The following is a 17,901-nucleotide window of genomic DNA, read 5'->3' as shown; positions in this document are numbered from 1 at the left end:
GAAACTTTCGGATACACTCCCGATCGTGTCAGCGAAGAGGCGGGTCACGATCGCACTGATCGCGGAAGAGGCCGGGGTCTCCATCCCCACGGTCTCGAAGGTCATCAACGGGCGCCCGGAAGTAGCCCCTGCCACCCGCCACAAGGTGGAGCGGCTGCTCCAGGAGCGCGGCTACCAGCGCCGCGTCAGCCAGGACGACACCCCGGCCGGGCTGATCGACCTGGTGTTCGCCGAGATCGAGTCGCCGTGGGCGATGGAGATCGTCCGGGGCGCGGAGAGCGCGGCCCGCGAGGCGGGGGCCAGCGTCGTCATCTCGGTCCTGCACACCCACGCCGGGCCCGGCCGCGACTGGCTCGAACGCCTGGCCGCCCGGCGCACCGACGGCGTGGTGATCGTCGCCTCCCGGCTGTCCACCGGCATCCAGGCGCAGCTCGGCGCCCGCGCGCTGCCGTTCGCGGTGGTGGACCCCGAGGGCGAGCCCGCGCCCGGCGTGATCTCGGTCGGCGCCACCAACTGGAACGGCGGCCTGGCCGCCACCCGCCACCTGCTGGAGCTGGGCCACCGCCGGATCGGCATGATCAGCGGCCCCGCCGACATGCTCTGCAGCCAGGCCCGCATCGACGGCTACCGGGCCGCGCTGGAGACCGCCGGCGTCCCGCTCGTGCCCGAGCTGGTCCGCCGGGGCACCTTCCTCGTCGACTCCGGCCACGACGAGGGTCACGCCCTGCTCGACCTGGCCGACCCGCCGACGGCGATCTTCGCCGGCAGCGACCTGATGGCCTTCGGCGTCTTCGAGGCCGCGCGGCAGCGGGGGCTGCGGGTGCCGGAGGACCTGAGCGTGGTCGGCTTCGACGACCTGCCGCTCGCCAAGTCCGCCTGGCCGCCGCTGACCACCGTCCGCCAGCCGTTGCAGGAGATGGCCGCGCTGGCGACGCGCACGGTCCTGGCCATGGGACGCGGCGAGGTCCCGGAGACCAAGCGCGTGGAGCTCGCCACCGAGCTCATCGTCCGCGAGAGCACCGCCCGCCACCCGTAGCACCCGTTCCGCCGGGCTGCTTGGATGGAGTGTGCTGAACACCGTTCGTTACCTGACGTTGCTGGAAGAGGACCACCGGCGGCTGCGGGCCGCCGGGGCCGCCGATCTCGCGGCGCCCGTGCCGTCCTGTCCCGGATGGACGCTCGCCGACCTGGTCGACCACGTGGGCGAGGTCTACCTGCACAAGGCGGAGACCATGCGTCTCGGCGCCTGGCCGGAGCCGTGGCCGCCGGAGCCGGACCCCGCGGGCCCGCTGCACCGCCTCGACCGGGCCTACGCGGAGCTGCGCGCCGAGTTCGCCGCCCGCGAGCCCGGCGAGGCCGCGCTCACCTGGTACGACCCGGACCAGACGGTCGGGTTCTGGATCCGCAGGATGGCGCTGGAGACCGTGGTGCACCGGGTCGACGCCGAGCTGGCGGCCGGTACGCCTGTCACGCCTGTCCCCGACGACCTCGCCTCCGACGGTGTGGACGAGATCCTGACGGTGATGCTGGCGTACGAGACCACCACCAGCGCGGCCGAGTTCGGCGACGGGCTCGCCGAGGCCGACGGGCGGCCGGTCTCGATCGCGGCGGGGGAGGAGCGCTGGCTGGTGCGGGCCACGCCCGCCGGGGTGGAGGTCGCGCGGGGCGAGCACGCGAGCGGGGCCGCGTCGGTGGCGGGAGCGCCGCAGGACGTCCTGCTCTGGTTGTGGGGGCGGCAGGACGGGGCGGCGCTGACCTTCGGCGGCGACGGCACGCTGGTGGAGCGGCTGCGCCGCCTGCTCAAGGAGTCGACGCAATGAGCGGGGCGGCGAGGACCTCGCGGAGGCGGGCGGCGTAGGCGCGGGGGTGGCTGAGGTTGCCGTTGTGGCCGCCCGGGAACACCGCGAGCGGCACGCCCGTGAGCGCCGCGAGCCGGTCGGCGCACTGGCGGTCGAAGACGGTGGCCGGGGTCCGCTCGCCGGCCGCCGAGACCACCGGCACCCGGCAGGCGTCGTCAGGACCGGGGTCGTCGATGACGGCCTGGAAGTCGTGCCGGATGAAGAAGTCGAAGGCGGCCTCGCGCTCGGCCGTCATGGGGAACGCGGTCAGCCCCGGCTCGACGTCGCCGCCGGGCGTGATGCCGAGCACGCGGGTCACCTCCTTGAGTGCGGTGGGCAGGTCGGTGGCGAGGTAGAGGTCGCGGATCGCGGCCAGCTCGGCGCGGTGGCGGGCCCGGCCGGGCTCGGGGAGCAGCCACGGGGAGACGGGCTCGTGCGCGATGAGCAGGCCGATCTGCCCGGGGTGCTCGGCGGCCAGGTGCAGCCCGATGGAGGCGCCGAGGCTCTGGCCGAGCATGGCGACGGGCTCGTCCGTGAGGTGGGCGAGCAGGTGGTGGACGTCGTCGGCGTGCTCCCTGACGCTCACGGTCGTGTCCGGGATCGTGCTGCGGCCGAGGCCGCGGCGGTCGTAGGTGATCACCGTGCGGGAGTCGGCGAGGTGGCCGACGAGGTCGGCGGTGCGGCCGGCGTCGCCCTCACCGCTCTGTGAGATCAGCAGGAGGGGGCCGGTGCCGCGGAGCTCGTAGTGGAGCGAGCCGCCGGGGATGGTGAGGGTGGGCATGCCGAAGACACTAATCCATCAAAGTTGATGCATCAAGTCTGATGGATTGTTCAGCGGTGGAGGCCGGGGAGCAGCCGGTCGGCCAGCTTCTCCAGGGCCTCGACGACCTCGCGGACGTGCTCGCGGTCGTCCGTGTCCAGGGCGGCGGCGAGGGCGTCGTCCACAGGGGTGTCGCGGACGCGGGTCACCCGGTCCGACGTCTCCGGGGCCTCGCGGATGATCGTCCGGCGGCGGTCCCTGGGGTCGGTGTCGGCGAGGACCGCCCCCGCCGTACGCAGCCGCGCCACGGCGGCCGACACCGCGCTCTGCGGCAGGCCGGTGCGGGCGGCGATCTCCCCGACCGTGGTGCCGGGGTGGCCGCGCAGGTCGCTGACCACGATCAGCACCGTGCGCACGCTCGTCGAGTGCTCGCCGATGCCCTCGACCGGCATCGCCTCCTCGCCGATCTTCATCAGGACGCGGCCCAGCAGGAACAACTCGACGCCATTCACAGGGAGCAACCTACCGGCCGGAAATGGATAAGGTCGTGCGGCGTGACGACGGACCTGGAGGACCTGGCCGCCCGCCTGCGCGCGTTCGCCCGCGCCCGCGACTGGGAGCAGTTCCACACGCCGAAGAACCTGGCGATGGCGCTGGCCGGCGAGGTGGGGGAGCTGGTGGCGGAGTTCCAGTGGCTCACCGCTGAGGAGTCCGCCGACCCCGGCCCCGAGGCGCTGGCCCGCATGCGCACCGAGCTGGGGGACGTGACCCTCTACCTGGTGCGGCTCGCCGACGTGCTGGGCGTCGACCTGCTGGCGGCGGCCACGGACAAGCTGGCCGACAACGAGCGCCGCTACGACGCCGACCGCTACCGCGGCTCGGCCCGCAAGGCCCCGCCGTAAGGAGTGCCGGCGAGCTTCTCGCGGGTACGAACCCCCGCATAAGCTATCGAACATGCGTTTCGGAGTGCTGGGGCCGCTGGCCGTGTGGACCGACGCCGGCGAGGCCGTGACGATCCCCGGCCTCAAGGTGCGGGCGCTGCTCGTGGACCTGCTCGTCCACGAGGGCCACCCGGTCTCGGCGGACCGGCTGGTCGACGACCTGTGGGGCGAGGAGCCGCCAGGCAACCCGCCCGCCGCGCTCCAGGTCCGGGTGTCCCAGCTCCGCAAGGCGCTGGAGGACGCCGAGGCGGGCGGCAAGAACCTGGTGGTCTCGCGCGCCCCCGGCTACCTGCTGCGGCCCGACGCCGGGTCGGTGGACGCCGGGCGGTTCGCGGAGCTGCTGGCGCGGGCCGAGGCCGCGGGCAGCCCGCGGACCAAAGCCGGGCTGCTGGGGGAGGCGCTGGCGCTGTGGCGCGGTCCGGCGTACGCGGACTTCGCCGACGAGGAGTACACCCGCGCCGCGATCCTGCGCCTGGAGGAGCAGCGGCTGTCGGCGCTGGAGCAGCACGCCGAGGCCCGGCTGGAGCTGGGCGAGCACGCGCTGCTGGTGGGCGAGCTCGGCGACCTCGTGACCCGCCATCCGCTCAGGGAGCGGCTGCGGGCGGTGCACATGCGGGCGCTGTACCGGGCGGGCCGCCAGAGCGAGGCCCTCGCCGGCTACGCCGAGCTGCGCGAGCGGCTGGCCGACGAGCTCGGCCTCGACCCCGGGCCCGAGCTCGTGGCGCTGCACCAGGCGATACTCGGCCAGGACCCGGCGCTCAGCCTCCCGGTCGGACGCCCGCTGACGAACCTGCCCGCCGCCGTCAGCAGACTGATCGGCCGCGACGAGGCACTGACCGAGGTGTGCGGCCTGGTCGGGGAGGAGCGGCTGGTCACGCTCACCGGCAGCGGCGGGGTCGGCAAGACCCGGCTGGCGCTGGCCGCCGCCGACCGGCTCCTCGACGGCTTCACCGACGGCGCCTGGCTGGTCGAGCTGGACCAGGCCGTACGGACCGGCCTGGTCCATGCGGGCCGGGACGCGACCCCGGCGGGCGGTGCGGCGGGGCCGCGGACGCCCGCCGAGGCCGTCATGGCCGCGCTGGACATCCGGGAGGACGCCGACTCCGCCGACGTGGCCGGGCAGCTCGCCGAGGCGCTGCGGCACCGCCACGCCCTGCTCGTCCTCGACAACTGCGAGCACGTCGTGGCGGAGGTCGCCGAGCTGACCGAACTGCTCCTGCGCGCCTGCCCCGACCTGCGGGTCCTCGCCACCAGCAGGGAGCCCCTGTCCGTGGCCGGCGAGGTGCTGTGGAGCGTCCCCCCGCTGGAGGTGCCCGCGAGCACGGACCTCGCCGCGATGGCCCGCTCGGACGCGGTCCGGCTGTTCGTGACCCGCGCCGCCGCCTCCGCGCGCGGCTTCGCTCTGGACGCGGGCAACGCCCAGGCGGTCGCGCAGCTCTGCCGCCGCCTCGACGGCATCCCGCTGGCGCTGGAGCTGGCCGCGACCCGGGTGCGCGCGCTGGGCGTGCACGGGGTGGCGTCCCGGCTGGACGACCGGTTCCGGCTGCTCGCCTCCGGGCCGCGCGGCGCGCCGGCCCGCCAGCAGACGCTGACCGCGGTCATCGACTGGAGCTGGGACCTGCTCTCCGAGGAGGAGCGGCGGGTGCTGCGCCGCCTGGCGGTGCACGCCGAGGGCTGCACCCTGGAGGCCGCCGAGGCCGTGTCGGCCGACGGTGACCCCACGCTGGACGTGTTCGACCTGCTGCCCCGGCTGGTGGACCGCTCGCTCGTGGTCGTCGCCGGCTCCCCGGCCGGGGTGCGCTACCGGCTGCTGGAGTCGGTGGCGGCGTACTGCCTGGCCAGGCTGGGGGAGGCGGACGAGCTCGACGCCGTCCGCCGCGCCCACCTGCGCCACTACCTGGCGCTCGCCGAGGAGTGCGAGCCCGGCCTGTACGGCCACGAGCAGCGCGACCGGCTGCTGCGCCTCGACGCCGAGGCCGCCAACCTGCGCGCCGCCCTGGACGCCGCCGTCGGCACCGGGGACGCCGCGAGCACGGCGCGGCTGGTGAACGCCCTGGCCTGGTACTGGTTCCTGCGCGGCCGGCTGGCCGAGGGCCGGCGCTCGCTGGCCGCCGCCCTGTCGGTGCCCGGCCCGGACTCCCCGGAACGGGCGCGGGCGGCCGCCTGGCACGCCGGGTTCGCCATGATGCTGGGCGAGCAGGTCGCCTGGCGACCGGTGCTCGCCGCCGTCGCCGATCCCGGACAGCGGGCGAGGGCCGAGCTGTTCATCGGCATGCACGTCAGGGACGTGCCGACCGGCCAGGAGCTCAACGAGCGGGCGCTGGCCGCCTTCCGCGCCGTCGGCGACCGTTGGGGCGAGGCGGCGGCCCTCGCCTGCCAGGCCAGGGACGCCTTCACCCGGCGCGACCACGAGGCGCTCGAGCGCTGCGCCGGCGAGAGCGTGCAGATCTTCACCGCGCTGGGCGACCGCTGGGGCCTGCTGCGGGCCACGGAGTGGCTGGCCTCGGCCGCCGAGATGAGCCGCGACACCGAGCGCGCGAACCGGCTCTTCGGCGAGGGCCTGCGGATGGCCGAGGACCTCGGCCTGTGGCCGGAGGTCGCCACCCACACCGCCTGGCTCGGCTGGGTCGCCCTGGAGAGCGGCGCGTACGAACGCGCCATGGAGCTGTGCGAGCGCGCCAGGAAGATGGCCGCCGACCAGGGCTACCGGGAGGGCGAGAGCATGGGCGAGATGGGCCTCGCCTTCGCCGCCCGCCGCGCCGGCCGGCTCGACCTGGCCGAGCGGCACCTGCTCAGGCTCCTGGAGGGCGTGCCGCGCGATCCCGACGTCGAGCCGGCCGTGCATGTGGCCGACGTGCTCACCGAGCTGGGCCACGTACACGAGGCGCGCGGCGACCAGGCCGCCGCCCTGGCCCTGCAGGAGGAGGCCATCGTCGCGGCCCGCAGGATCGGCGACCCGCGGACGCTGACGTGGGCCGTGATCGGCGCGGCCTCCGCCTGCGGGGCGAGCAGGCGGGCGGCGCGGCTGCTGGGGCTGGCGGCGGCCTCCAGGGAGCGGCTCAACCTGCCCGCCGGGCCGGCGGAGCAGGAGGAGTTCGACCGCATCGCGGCACGGGTGCGCGACGGCATCGGCGCGGAGGCGTACGCGGCCGCGTACGCCGAGGGCGCGGCCCGCAAGCTCGACGAGGTCCAGGACGTGCTGTGACGCTCACCCCTGCGGGGCGTGCTCGACGTGCTCGGCGAGGCGGTCGAAGAACTCGATCCAGCCCTCCTTCGCCTGCTCGGCGTGCTCGGGGTCGGTGTTGACGCCGTACTGGTGGAAGCGCATCTCGGTGCGGTCGCCGGTCGCGGCGAAGTCGATGGTCACCACCGACGCCGGGCCGTCGCCGGGCGCGTCAGGGTCGCCGGTCGTGAACACCAGCCGGCCGGGGGCGCGCACCTCGCGGTAGCGGCCGTCCAGCGTCACCTCGAACCCCTCCTCGCCGACCAGCGTGGCCCGCCAGACCCCGCCGGGCACGGCGTCGAGGGTGATCCGGCCGAGCGGCGTGGCCATCCCGCGCGGCCCGAACCACCGCGAGAAGCGCTCCGGGTCGGTCCAGGCGGCCCAGACGCGGTGGCGCGGGGCGGCGAAGCGGCGGGTGATGGTGTATTCGGCGGTCTGCGACATCGGTTCCTCCTGGGACAGGCTCGCGGTTGGAACACCTTCACGGTCGCGCGCCGCCCTTACGAACGCCTTCCTGTGCCCTTAAGACCCGTTGTGGCACCCTTGGTGCATGCGCATCCTTCGCGCCGCGCAGGTGCTCACCGGCCGCCCCGGAGAGGTGATCCCGAACGGCGAGGTGGCCGTGGACGGCGCCGTGATCGCCTACGCGGGACCGCGCGGCGGCGCCGGCGAGCCGGGCGACGCGGACGAGGTCGTCGACCTGCCCGGCTGCACCCTGCTGCCGGGGCTCATCGACGCGCACGTGCACCTGGGCTTCGACGACAAGGTCGACCCGGTGACCAGGCAGAGCCCCGAGAGCGACCGCCACCTGCTGCTGCGCATGGCCGAGAACGCCCGCAAACTCGTCTCCGCGGGCGTCACCACCGCCCGCGACCTCGGCGCGCGCGGCTTCCTCGACCTGGCCCTGCGCGACGCGATCGAGGAAGGGCTGGCCGTCGGCCCCCACCTGATCGCCGCGACCCGGCCGATCACGCCCACCGGCGGCCACTGCTGGTACATGGGCGGCGAGGCCGACGACCTGCCCGCCATCCGCCGCGTGGCCAGGGAGAACCTGCGGGCCGGCGCCGACTGCCTCAAGATCATGGCCTCCGGCGGCCAGATGACGCCGAGCGCGGCGCCGAGCTGGGTCCAGCAGTACTCCACCGAGGAGATCCGCGCAGTCGTGGAGGAGGCCGGCGCGCGCGGCAAGGGCGTCGCCGCGCACGCCCACGCGCACGCGGCCATCCGCAGCGCGGTCGAGGCGGGGGTGGCCACGATCGAGCACTGCTCGTTCTTCACCCCCTCAGGCCACCGCTACGACCCGGAGCTGGCCGACCTGGTCGCGGAGAGCGGCACGTACGTGTGCCCCACCCTGCACGGCGTCTACTGGCGGCTGCGCGACACGCTCGGCCCCGAGATGCTCGACGACTGGCTGCACGGGATCGTCGCCCTGCGGGACGCCGGGGTGCGCCTCATCGCCGGCACCGACTCCGGCTTCGCCGCCGCGGGCGTCGGCAACCGCACCGACGGCTACGTGGCGGGGCTGGAGGTGTTCGCGGGGGCCGGGTTCGGCAACGCCGAGGTGATCGAGCTGGCCACCGCGCGGGCCGCCGACGCCTGCGGGGTCGGCGCGGTGACCGGGACCGTCGAGACCGGCAAACGGGCCGACCTCATCGCGGTGCGCGGCGACCCGCTCCGCCGCATCTCCGACCTGCGCGAGCTCGTGCTCGTCCTGGTCGCGGGACGGGCCGTCACGCAGACCTGCGTGGACACGGTCACCTCCTCCCTCTGAACCTTCGTCTCGTACGTTGAAGGAGCTTGCATGCTGCCCTGGTCCGCCGAGCTGGCCGGCCGTCTCGACCACCGCGTGATCGACAGCACCCTGCTGCGCGGCAACCCGCTGGGCGACCCGCACGAGCGGCCGCTGCTGGTGTACGTGCCGCCGGGCTACGACGACGAGCCCGAGCGCCGCTACCCCTCCCTGTACGTGCTGCTCGGCTACACCGGCCACGTCGCCATGTGGCTCAACAGGGCGCCGTTCCGCCGGCCGTTCCCTGAGCTGGCCGACGCCATGTTCGCCGCGGGGGAGGCGCCGCCCGCGATCGTCGTGTACGTCGACGCCTGGACCGCGCTCGGCGGCAGCCAGTACCTCGACTCACCCGCGACCGGCCGCTACCACTCGTACCTGTGCGAGGAGGTCGTCCCCTGGGTGGACGCCCACTACCGCACCCTCCCCGGCCGCGACCACCGGGCGGTCACCGGGAAGTCCAGCGGCGGCTACGGCGCCATGGTGACCGCCATGCTCGCCCCGCACGTCTTCGGCGCGCTGGCCACCCACGCCGGGGACGCGTTGTTCGAGGTCAGCATGCGGCACGCGTTCCCGGGGCTGGCGCGGCGGCTGCGCGACATGTACGGCGGCTCCTACGACGCCTTCCTCGCCGACTTCCGCTCCCGGCTGGCCGGGACGCGGGAGGGCGATCTGGAGCTGCTGGAGATGTACGCCTACGCGGCGGCGTACTCGGCCGACGAGGACGGCACGGTGCGGCTGCCGTTCGACGACACCGGGGCGCCGGTGCCGGAGGTGTGGCGGCGCTGGCTGGCGCGCGATCCGGTGGTCATGGCGGGTGAGCCCCGCTACGCCGAGGCGCTGCGCTCGATGCGGGGCATCTGGGTGGACGCCGGGTCCCGGGACGAGTACTTCCTGGACTTCGCGGCGGTCGCGTTCCGCCGGGCGGTGGCGGCGGCGGGCGTGCCGGACGAGCGGGTCCACTTCGAGCTGTTCGACGCGGGGCACGGCGGCATCGAGTACCGCTATCCGCTCGCCCTCGCCTGGCTCGCGCGGCGGCTGTCGGAGGGGAACGGCTAGGCTGCCCGCGTGGACAAAGCGGAATTGAAGGACCAGGTACGCGAACTCCGTGCTCAGGGCCGTTCTCCCAAGGAGATCGCCCGCGCGCTCAAGGTGCCGCCGTCCGTCGTGGCGCCGCTGGTGAGGGAGATCGCCGCGGAGACCGCCACGGGGACCACCACCGGCGGCGGTGACGTGGTCGGATGCTGGATCAACGTCGGCTGGAGCGCCGGCCTCGGCATCGACCCCGCGCTCGGCTGGAGCGACGAGGCGCCGGAGTCAGGCGCCGACGGCATGGTGTGCGTGCTCGTCGCCCGCCGCCACTCCTGGGACCGCATGGAGGTCTCCGGCTACCTCGCCGACGTGTTCTGCCTCGGCGTGCGCAACGCCATCGGCCCGCAGATCATGGACGACCGGGAGCTGGCGCGCTTCCGCGAGTACTTCTTCGGCGAGTACGCGGGCTGGCAGGAGGCGCCGTACGAGCTGGCCAGGCACCTGGTGCTGGGCTCGGTCGACCACGCCCGCACGCTCGGGTTCGAGCCGCACGAGGACTTCGGGCCGGTCGCCGACGCGCTCGGCAAGTGGGAGGGCGGCTCGGCGATCACGTTCGGCCGCGACGGCAAACCGTTCTACCTGGAGCAGCCGGGCGACGACGCGAACAAGGTGCTGCGGACGCTGCGGCGCACCCTCTCCGACGACGACTTCGACTACGTCACCGGAGGCCGGTGACGCGCAGCGTGAGGTTGAGCCGGCCGGCGGCGAGACCGGTGGCCGGATCGCCGGTGCCGGGAAGGATCTTCAGCACGCCGTGGTAGGCGAGCCGCGACGGCCCGCCGAACACGAACAGGTCGCCCGAGGCCAGCTCCACGTCCGTGTACGGCCTGCCGCGCGTCTCGGTGTTGCCGAACCTGAACCGGCACGTGTCGCCGATGCTCAGCGAGACCACCGGGGCGGGCGACTTCTCGTCCTTGTCCTGGTGCATGCCCATCCGGGCGTCGGCGTCGTAGAAGTTGACCAGGGCCGTGTCGGGGGCGTAGTCGTCGGCCGGGCGCCCGTACGCCTCGGCGACCGCGCGGCGGCCCAGGTCGGCGAGCCAGCCGGGGAAGTCGGCGACCTTGCGGCCGTTGACGTCGTGGGCCAGGCGCGTGTAGCGGTAGGGCTGCCAGTGCCAGCCCACGCACACCGTCTGGACCGACATCACGCCGCCCCCGGGCAGCCGGGTGTGCCGCATCGGCACCGGCCCCGTGGCCCACGCGCGGCAGGCGCGGACGAGGTGGCGCTGCTCGTCCATCGACAACCAGCCAGGAACGTGGACCGCGCCCGGCGCGATCTCCCTCATCGGCAGCGGGATCATCGTCACCCAGCCTACGACGCGGTTGTGAGGGCGGGAGCGGCCGACGTACGCTCGCCGCAGCTCGAACCCGAGGAGTGTGAAGCATGGCCGAGTCCCGTGAGCACGTCTTCGCCGGCGTGCACGGCGCCCGCACCGTCCGCGAATGGCCGCACGACGACCCCCGTTACCTCGTCCTGCTGGTCCACGGGTACGGCGAGCACATAGGCCGCTACGAGCACGTCGCCGACCGGCTGGTCCGCCACGGGGCCGCCGTCTACGGCGTCGACCACGCCGGGCACGGCAGGTCGGAGGGCGAGCGGGTGCTCATCGAGGACTTCGAGGACGTCGTCGCCGACGTCCACACCGTCGAGGAGCAGGCGCGGGCCGCGCACCCCGGCGTCCCCGTCGTGGCGATCGGCCACTCGATGGGCGGCATGATCGCCGCCCGGTACGCCCAGCTCCACGGCGCCGGCCTGGCCGCGCTCGTCCTGTCCGGGCCGGTGATCGGGGAATGGGAGGCGGTGCCCGCCCTGCTCGCCCTCGACGAACTGCCCGACATCCCCATCGACCCGGCCACGCTCTCCCGCCACCCGGCCGTGGGCGCCGCGTACGCGGCCGACCCGCTCGTCTGGCACGGGCCGTTCAAGCGGGCCACGCTGGAGGCGTTCGCCGCCACGCTGGCCGCCATCGCCAAGGGCGGCACGTTCGGCGCCCTGCCCACGCTGTGGGTGCACGGCGAGGACGACCAGCTCGTGCCGCTCGGGCCGAGCCGGGCGGGCATCGAGGCCGTACGCGGCACGGACCTCACCGAGCGGATCTACCCCGGCGCGCGGCACGAGGTCTTCAACGAGACCAACCAGGACGAGGTGCTGGACGACGTCATCGCCTTCCTCGACCGCGCACTGTCACCGCAGGGGTGATGCCGGGCCCCCTACCTCACGGGCTCGTAGTGCATCGCCGTGATGCCGCAGCCGAACGGCCGGGCCGAGGCCAGACGCAGCTGCCGGCGCCCGGGGAAGACCGGCATCCCGCTGCCGATCGCGGTCGGGTTGACGAACAGGTGGTACTCGTCGATGAGGTCGGCTTCGGCCAGGCTCGCGACCAGGGTCCCGCCGCCGTACACGATGAGGTCGCCGCCCGGCCTGGCCTTCAGCCCCTTGATCGTCTCGGCCAGGTCGCCGCCGGCGATGGTCGCGTTCTCCCACGGTGACTCCGTGAGCGTGCGGGAGATCACGACCTTGGGGGTCTGGTTCATCCAGTCGATCGACTTCTGGTCCTCACCGGGCGGACCGGCGGCCCACGCCGGGATGAAGCCCTCGGCGAGCCTGCGGCCGAGGACGATGGTGTCCACGTTCGCGGTGAGCGCGTTGATGTGGTCGCCGAGGTCGTCGGTCCAGGGGTAGGTCAGCCAGTCCAGTTCGCCGTTCGGGCTGGCCATGTAGGCGTCGGCGCTGACCTGAACCTGGAGCAGCAGTTTGCGCATGAGATGTGTTTCCCTTCAATGCCGTTCATCGATTGACACCACCCTGCCGGACCGACCTTACGATCTCCTTCCGACCACCTTCAGGCTCCGCCTTCCTGGGGTCCGTTTGCGGCGGCGGAGCCGAGGCGCGCCCGCCGTGCGATGTCCAGGCTGTGCGACGTGTGACGCCAGGCTCTCGGACGTGGGCCTCGCAACGTCCGCCGTGTGACGCCAAGCTCTGCGACGTCGGCCTCGCGACGTGGGCCTTCAGTCGTCAGCCTGGAGTCGTCGGCCTGGAGTCGTCAGCGGACCCGCAGCCAGACGTGCCCCTTGCCACGGTCGCGGGTCAGCTCGACCTTCCAGCAGCCGCGCTCGGGAAAGACGAATCCCGTGCCCCACTCCTGTCCGGGACGCTGCCAGTTCGACCCACCGTGCTCCTCGGGGCCCCAGGCGAGCCGGGCGCGAGCGCCGTCCGGGAGCATCGCCTCGACCTTGCGCAGCGGGCCCTCCCCGGTCATCCGCCACACGATCTTGACCTCCACGCCGCGCCGCACCGGCACCTCCCCGAACAGCAGCCCCCACAACTCCACCCCCTCACCCGTGCCCCGCACCTCGGGAAAGCCATCCCCTTGCGACACCGCCGTCTCGTGACACCCGGCCCCGTCAACGGTCACCACCGGAACGGGGCTCACGGCCCCGGTGGCACCGGGTGTACCCGCAGCGCCGGTCGGCGGCGTGCCACCAGTCTGCGGCGTGCCCGCCCCCGGAGCACCCGTCCCCGGAGCCCCCGCAGCCACGGGTGCCGTACCGCCACCGGCGCCACAACCAACCGCCACCGCAAGCACCGCCACGAGCGGCACCACCATCCACCTCATCGATCGTCCTCCTCACCCCCCTTACACCGTCCACCGACGAAAGGTTCCGAGATCCACACCGATGACTTCCGGCCGCCCCTCCCGTCAGCACATCCGAGGAGGCGATCCATGAACGGTGAACGAGAACGGGTCCTGACAGCGGGCGTGGCCCTGCTGGAACGGGCGATCGACTACACGCTCGGCAGTCTGCGCATCGTGACCCCGCCCATGCTCTGCCGCGCGACCCCCTGCGCCGGCTGGACCATGGAGCGGCTGCTGGCCCACGTCACCGACTCCCTCCGCGCCCTGAACGAGGCCGCCACCGGCACCGTCACCCTCGGCACGAAGGCGCTCGACCACCTGCGCACCGCCCGGCGGCTCAATCGCCACGGCAACCCGGCCCTCCTCGTACGGGACGACGCCACCGAACTCCTCGGCACCTGGGCGGCCACGCTCACCGGCGAACTGGTCTCGATCGGCGACCGCCATCTGACCAGCCCCATGGTGGCCGCCGTGGGCGCGATCGAGATCGCCGTACACGGCTGGGACATCGCCACCGCGTGCGGCGAGCCCCGCCCCATCCCGCCCCTGCTGGCGGACGAACTGCTGGACCTGGCGCACCTGTTCGTGACGCCCGCCGACCGGCCGCACCGGTTCGCCGCGCCGCTCCCCGTACCCGTGGACGCGCCCGCCGACGACCGCCTCCTGGCCTACCTGGGACGCGACCCGGCCGCCGCCGGTCGGCGACCCTACCCGAACGGCCACTCCACCTGACCCGGTCCCGCGAGCCGCGCGCCGACACCGTACGATCACCCTGTACGACAAGACAGGCGACCTCATAGGCGATCCCGCGAAACCGGCACCTGACCGGGCAATCGGATGAGAAGATCGTAAGCGGGCACACACCCATCGTTCGGGGCCAAAACACGTCCGGCCGGTCCGGCGGCGGCGGGGGGCACGCAAGCGCCGGATCCAGGCCGACCAACGTGGTGGCGACGACCGTTCTTCGTGCGGCCGTCGCCACCACTCCCGCTCTTCCGCGGCACCGGACCCCTTTCTGGGATCATCGGTGCACGCGCAGCGCGGCCAGCACCCATCGGAAGGCCGGGACAGCCGGCGGGGATGGTTCCTGACCTCTGACGAGGCTCAAAAGCTGCCAGTACCGCTCAACCCGGGGCTCGGCGACCATCTCCAGCCAGGCGATCAGCGCGGCGACCTCCTGCGCGGGCAGGTCGTCGGGGACGATCCGCCTCAGGATCGGGCTCGCCTCGTCCGCCTCCGGCGCGAGTCCGCGCGACAGAGCGCCGCCCGCGTGCTCCAGGACCAGGGGCCGAAGGTCGAGACCGTACTCCAGGCGGTTGTCGCCCTCGCCGCTGAGGACCATCCGCCGGACCGTCTGCCGGAAGCCGTCGTCACCGACCAGCTCGGCCAGCTCCACCCACGCGCTGACCTGTTCGGGGGTCGGGTCCTCCGGGAGATCGGCCGGCAGGTCCCGCATCCATCCCCCAACGAGCGCCGCGTCCTCATCGACGATGTCGGCGAACACGTGGTCGACGAAGTCGTCGATGATCTGCCGGCGTTCCCGCGCAGAGAGCCGAGCCAGTGCGTTGATCAATGCGATCTCCTTGGTAGAGCTGTCTCGGTCGGTGAGAACACGCAGGACGGACCGGCGGATCTTCAGGGTGCGGATCTCGGCGTCAAGCGCTTTGACATGGAGTTCCGCCACTTCGCTCAGCGTGGCGCGCCTCTCCAGCACCTGCTGGATGGCGTCGAGGCCGAGCCCGAGATCGCGAAGCGTCCGGACCAGGTCCAGCCGCGCGACCGCCTCCACGTCATAGAGCCGGTATCCGCCCTCCGACCTCTGGACCGGCGGTACGACGCCGCTGTCGGACCAGAAACGGATCGTGCGCGCCCGCAACCCCGTACGCCGGGCCAACTGCCCGATCGTGTAGAAACCCGTCACGTCGTCCATGGCTTGAATCTGCACCTTCCACCCGGTGGAACCTCAAGCGATTTGCCGGAAGCCGTCGCGCAGAAGCGCCATGGCCGCACCGCGCAACGTCCGCGTTGGCATCTGCTCGCCTCGGCACCCGCCGGCCTAGGCACCTGCTTCGGCATCGAGCTTCACATGTTCGGCCCGAACCCACGCGGCCCGAACCCACGCGGCCCGAACCCACGCGGCCAGAACCCACGCGGCCAGAACCCACGCGGCCCTGGCCACGAGCGTGGAGGCCCGCTCTAGCGGAGGCAGTGTGCGCTGCCGTTCCCTGACGAACTTCGCACTGCCACCCAAGGCTCGCCGCGCGAGTCAAGAGCCTCAGGAAAGCCCAGCCGCTCGTGCTGGGCGGCGAGCCCGCCGTTTCCGGAGGACTCGCATGTCTGTGCCAGCAGAGGCCGCCGCCCGACCAACGCCACCCTGGGCCGGGCTCACGGCGTCCTGGGCCGGGTGCATGGCATCCTGGGTGGGATCCACGGGCGCCCTGGGCCGAGCTCACGGCATCCTGGGCCGGGTCCACCGCACCCTGGGACACCCTGGGCCGGGCTCACGGTACCTTGCGCCGGGCCCATGGCACTCTGCGCCGGGCTCACCGCACCCTGCGCCAGCTCACGGCATCCTGGGCCGGGCCCACCACACCCTGGGCCGCTCATCACACCCTGCGCTGGGCCATGGCGTCGGCATCCGTGTGCTGGTGGGGTCCGTCACCTCCCCGGGTGGCGGTGGTTACGCGGGGTCGGTGGTCAGGACCTCCAGGACCTGGTCGCCGTATTTCGCCAGTTTGTTCTCGCCGACGCCGTTGACCGTGCTCAGCTCGGCCGATGTGGCGGGGCGGAGGGTGGCGATCTCGCGGAGCGTGGCGTCGTGGAAGATGACGTAGGCGGGAACGCCCTGCTCCTTGGCCACCGTGGCGCGCCAGGCGCGGAGGCGTTCGAAGAGCGGGGCCGCCTCGGCGGGCAGCTCGACCGCCTGCCGCGACTTCCCCGACCCCGACCCCGAGCCGGAGCCGCTGCCGGAGGTGCCGCGTGTGCGGGCCGGGCGGAGGGTGTCGCGGCGCAGCAGGACCTCGCGCTTGCCGCGCAGCACCTCGGCGCTGGCGTCGGTGAGCACCAGCGCCCCGTAGTCGGACTCGACCGCCAGCAGGCCCTGCGCCAGCAGTTGCCGCACCACGCTGTGCCACTCCTGGTTGCCCAGCTCGGTGCCGACCCCGAAGACGGAGAGCGAGTCGTGGCCGTGCTGCAGCACCTTGGCGGTGGTCTTGCCGAGCAGGATGTCGACGATCTGGCCCACGCCGAACTTCTGCCGCCGCTCCTTGGCCAGCCGGAACACGGCGGACAGCACCTTCTGGGCGGCGACCGTGCCGTCCCAGGTCTCGGGCGGCGACTGGCAGGTGTCGCAGTTGCCGCACGGCTCGGCCCCCTGCTGGCCGAAGTAGTCGAGCAGCATCACGCGGCGGCAGCCGGCGGTCTCGCACAGCGCCAGCATGGCGTCGAGGTGCATCACCTGGCGGCGGCGGTGGGCGTCGTCGCCCTCCATGGCGAGGCGGCGGTGCTGGATGACGTCCTGCAGGCCGTAGGCCATCCAGGCGGTCGCCGGCAGCCCGTCGCGGCCCGCGCGCCCGGTCTCCTGGTAGTAGCCCTCCACCGACTTGGGCAGGTCGAGGTGGGCCACGAAGCGCACGTCGGGCTTGTCGATGCCCATGCCGAAGGCGATGGTGGCGACCACGATGAGCCCGTCCTCGCGCAGGAAGCGGGCCTGGTGGGCGGCGCGGGTGCGGGCGTCGAGCCCCGCGTGGTAGGGCACCGCCGCGATGCCGTGCTCGACCAGGAACTCGGCGATCTTCTCCACCGAGGAGCGCGACAGGCAGTAGACGATGCCGGAGTCGCCGGGATGCTCGGTGCGCAGGAACTCCAGCAGTTGCTTCTTCGGCTCGGCCTTCGGCGTGATCCGGTAGTGGATGTTGGGCCGGTCGAAGCCGGCCACGAAGTGGCGGGCCTGGTCGAGGCCGAGCCGGGTGGAGATCTCGGCGTGCGTGGCGGGGGTCGCGGTGGCCGTGAGCGCGATGCGCGGCACCTCCGGCCAGCGCTCGCGCAGCTCCGACAGGGCGAGGTAGTCGGGGCGGAAGTCGTGGCCCCACTGCGCCACGCAGTGGGCCTCGTCGATCGCGAACACCGAGATGTCGCCCTTGGCCAGCAGCCGCACCGTGGCATCCACCCGCAGCCGCTCGGGGGCGAGGTAGAGCAGGTCGAGCTCGCCGGCCAGGAACTCGGCCTCGACGAGCTGGCGCTCGTCGAAGTCCTGCGTGGAGTTGAGGAAACCGGCCCGCACGCCGAGCGCGCGCAGCGCATCGACCTGGTCCTGCATCAGCGCGATGAGCGGCGAGATGACCACCCCGACACCGGGACGCACCAGAGCCGGGATCTGGTAGCAGAGCGACTTGCCGCCCCCGGTGGGCATGAGGACGAGCGCGTCGCCGCCGCCCACGACCTGGTCGATGATCTCCTGCTGCCCCGGCCGGAACGAGTCGTAGCCGAACACGCGGTGCAGAACCTCGGAGGGGGTATCCATGCGGCTACCTTACGTGTTCGCGGGCGGACGGTGAGTGAAGTTCGCCGAGGGCGAGCAGGAGCCCCCGGCGCGGAACCCCCGGCGCGCGACCACTCGCGTGTG

Annotated in this window: 17 protein-coding genes; 9 read left to right on the top strand and 8 right to left on the bottom strand. The window is 73.5% G+C overall.

From position 1 onward, the window contains the following. Positions 1-25 precede the first annotated feature (25 nt). Both SMD20_RS22650 and SMD20_RS22645 read left to right on the top strand, forming a co-directional pair. Positions 26-1,036 (top strand): LacI family DNA-binding transcriptional regulator, encoded by a 1,011-nt coding sequence (locus SMD20_RS22650; RefSeq protein WP_329584271.1) that lies wholly within the window; start codon positions 26-28, stop codon positions 1,034-1,036. Between the two features lie 31 nt (positions 1,037-1,067). Beyond that, the gene (locus SMD20_RS22645; protein WP_329584270.1) at positions 1,068-1,820 is read left to right on the top strand and encodes a maleylpyruvate isomerase N-terminal domain-containing protein; all 753 of its coding nucleotides are present in this window, start codon (positions 1,068-1,070) and stop codon (positions 1,818-1,820) included. Here the strand turns inward: SMD20_RS22645 and SMD20_RS22640 are convergent. Both SMD20_RS22640 and SMD20_RS22635 read right to left on the bottom strand, forming a co-directional pair. Beyond that, positions 1,801-2,619 carry an alpha/beta fold hydrolase gene (locus tag SMD20_RS22640; protein WP_329584268.1) on the bottom strand — a complete coding sequence of 273 codons (819 nt, stop codon included), beginning with the start codon at positions 2,617-2,619 and terminating at the stop codon, positions 1,801-1,803. The genes SMD20_RS22645 and SMD20_RS22640 overlap by 20 nt on opposite strands. A gap of 50 nt (positions 2,620-2,669) precedes the next feature. Next, complete coding sequence (locus SMD20_RS22635) at positions 2,670-3,110, bottom strand: MarR family winged helix-turn-helix transcriptional regulator (RefSeq protein ID WP_329584266.1); 441 nt, start codon at positions 3,108-3,110, stop codon at positions 2,670-2,672. 42 nt (positions 3,111-3,152) lie between these two features. Here SMD20_RS22635 and SMD20_RS22630 point away from each other — a divergent pair, with 42 nt between their 5' ends. Further along, entirely contained in the window at positions 3,153-3,500 is a 348-nt protein-coding gene (locus tag SMD20_RS22630; RefSeq protein WP_329584264.1) for a nucleotide pyrophosphohydrolase, read from the top strand. A 52-nt stretch (positions 3,501-3,552) separates the two neighbouring features. Beyond that, positions 3,553-6,744 (top strand): BTAD domain-containing putative transcriptional regulator, encoded by a 3,192-nt coding sequence (locus SMD20_RS22625; RefSeq protein ID WP_329584263.1) that lies wholly within the window; start codon positions 3,553-3,555, stop codon positions 6,742-6,744. A gap of 3 nt (positions 6,745-6,747) precedes the next feature. Here the strand turns inward: SMD20_RS22625 and SMD20_RS22620 are convergent, their stop codons facing one another. Then, positions 6,748-7,206 carry an SRPBCC family protein gene (locus SMD20_RS22620; RefSeq protein WP_329584261.1) on the bottom strand — a complete coding sequence of 153 codons (459 nt, stop codon included), beginning with the start codon at positions 7,204-7,206 and terminating at the stop codon, positions 6,748-6,750. 106 nt (positions 7,207-7,312) lie between these two features. Between SMD20_RS22620 and SMD20_RS22615 the strand changes: the two genes are divergently transcribed. Genes SMD20_RS22615 through SMD20_RS22605 form a run of 3 tightly spaced genes read left to right on the top strand, consistent with a single transcriptional unit; the run spans position 7,313 to position 10,315 of the window. After that, entirely contained in the window at positions 7,313-8,533 is a 1,221-nt protein-coding gene (locus SMD20_RS22615) for an amidohydrolase family protein (RefSeq protein ID WP_329584259.1), read from the top strand. A gap of 30 nt (positions 8,534-8,563) precedes the next feature. Then, entirely contained in the window at positions 8,564-9,607 is a 1,044-nt protein-coding gene (locus tag SMD20_RS22610) for an alpha/beta hydrolase (protein ID WP_329584257.1), read from the top strand. Positions 9,608-9,616: 9 nt separating this feature from the next. Next, positions 9,617-10,315, top strand: a complete 699-nt coding sequence (locus tag SMD20_RS22605; RefSeq protein WP_329584255.1) for a helix-turn-helix domain-containing protein — start codon at positions 9,617-9,619, stop codon at positions 10,313-10,315. Here SMD20_RS22605 and SMD20_RS22600 read toward each other — a convergent pair. Further along, a complete protein-coding gene (locus tag SMD20_RS22600; RefSeq protein ID WP_329584253.1) occupies positions 10,299-10,940 on the bottom strand; it encodes an alpha-ketoglutarate-dependent dioxygenase AlkB family protein in 642 nt (213 codons plus the stop codon). The two genes, SMD20_RS22605 and SMD20_RS22600, sit on opposite strands and share 17 nt — an antisense overlap. An 83-nt stretch (positions 10,941-11,023) precedes the next feature. Between SMD20_RS22600 and SMD20_RS22595 the strand changes: the two genes are divergently transcribed. Further along, positions 11,024-11,839, top strand: coding sequence for an alpha/beta hydrolase (locus tag SMD20_RS22595; RefSeq protein WP_329584252.1), 816 nt, complete (start codon positions 11,024-11,026; stop codon positions 11,837-11,839). 11 nt (positions 11,840-11,850) lie between these two features. Here SMD20_RS22595 and SMD20_RS22590 read toward each other — a convergent pair whose 3' ends face one another. Then, positions 11,851-12,402, bottom strand: coding sequence for a dihydrofolate reductase family protein (locus SMD20_RS22590; RefSeq protein ID WP_329584250.1), 552 nt, complete (start codon positions 12,400-12,402; stop codon positions 11,851-11,853). Between the two features lie 281 nt (positions 12,403-12,683). After that, positions 12,684-13,019, bottom strand: a complete 336-nt coding sequence (locus tag SMD20_RS22585; RefSeq protein WP_329584248.1) for a hypothetical protein — start codon at positions 13,017-13,019, stop codon at positions 12,684-12,686. Between the two features lie 345 nt (positions 13,020-13,364). On the opposite strand from SMD20_RS22585, the gene SMD20_RS22580 reads away from it, so the two are divergent. Continuing rightward, positions 13,365-14,009, top strand: coding sequence for a TIGR03086 family metal-binding protein (locus SMD20_RS22580; RefSeq protein WP_329584246.1), 645 nt, complete (start codon positions 13,365-13,367; stop codon positions 14,007-14,009). A gap of 289 nt (positions 14,010-14,298) precedes the next feature. On the opposite strand, the gene SMD20_RS22575 is transcribed toward SMD20_RS22580, so the two are convergent. Both SMD20_RS22575 and recQ read right to left on the bottom strand, forming a co-directional pair. Then, the gene (locus SMD20_RS22575; RefSeq protein WP_329584245.1) at positions 14,299-15,207 is read right to left on the bottom strand and encodes a helix-turn-helix domain-containing protein; all 909 of its coding nucleotides are present in this window, start codon (positions 15,205-15,207) and stop codon (positions 14,299-14,301) included. A 750-nt stretch (positions 15,208-15,957) separates the two neighbouring features. Next, positions 15,958-17,799, bottom strand: a complete 1,842-nt coding sequence (recQ, locus tag SMD20_RS22570; RefSeq protein WP_329584243.1) for a DNA helicase RecQ — start codon at positions 17,797-17,799, stop codon at positions 15,958-15,960. Positions 17,800-17,901: the final 102 nt, after the last annotated feature.

It is taken from the genome of Nonomuraea sp. LP-02 (assembly GCF_036289125.1).
In the GTDB taxonomy this organism is placed as follows: Bacteria; Actinomycetota; Actinomycetes; order Streptosporangiales; family Streptosporangiaceae; genus Nonomuraea; species Nonomuraea bangladeshensis.
Note: the sequence above shows the minus strand (reverse complement) of the source record. Positions and strands in the feature narration are given on the sequence as shown.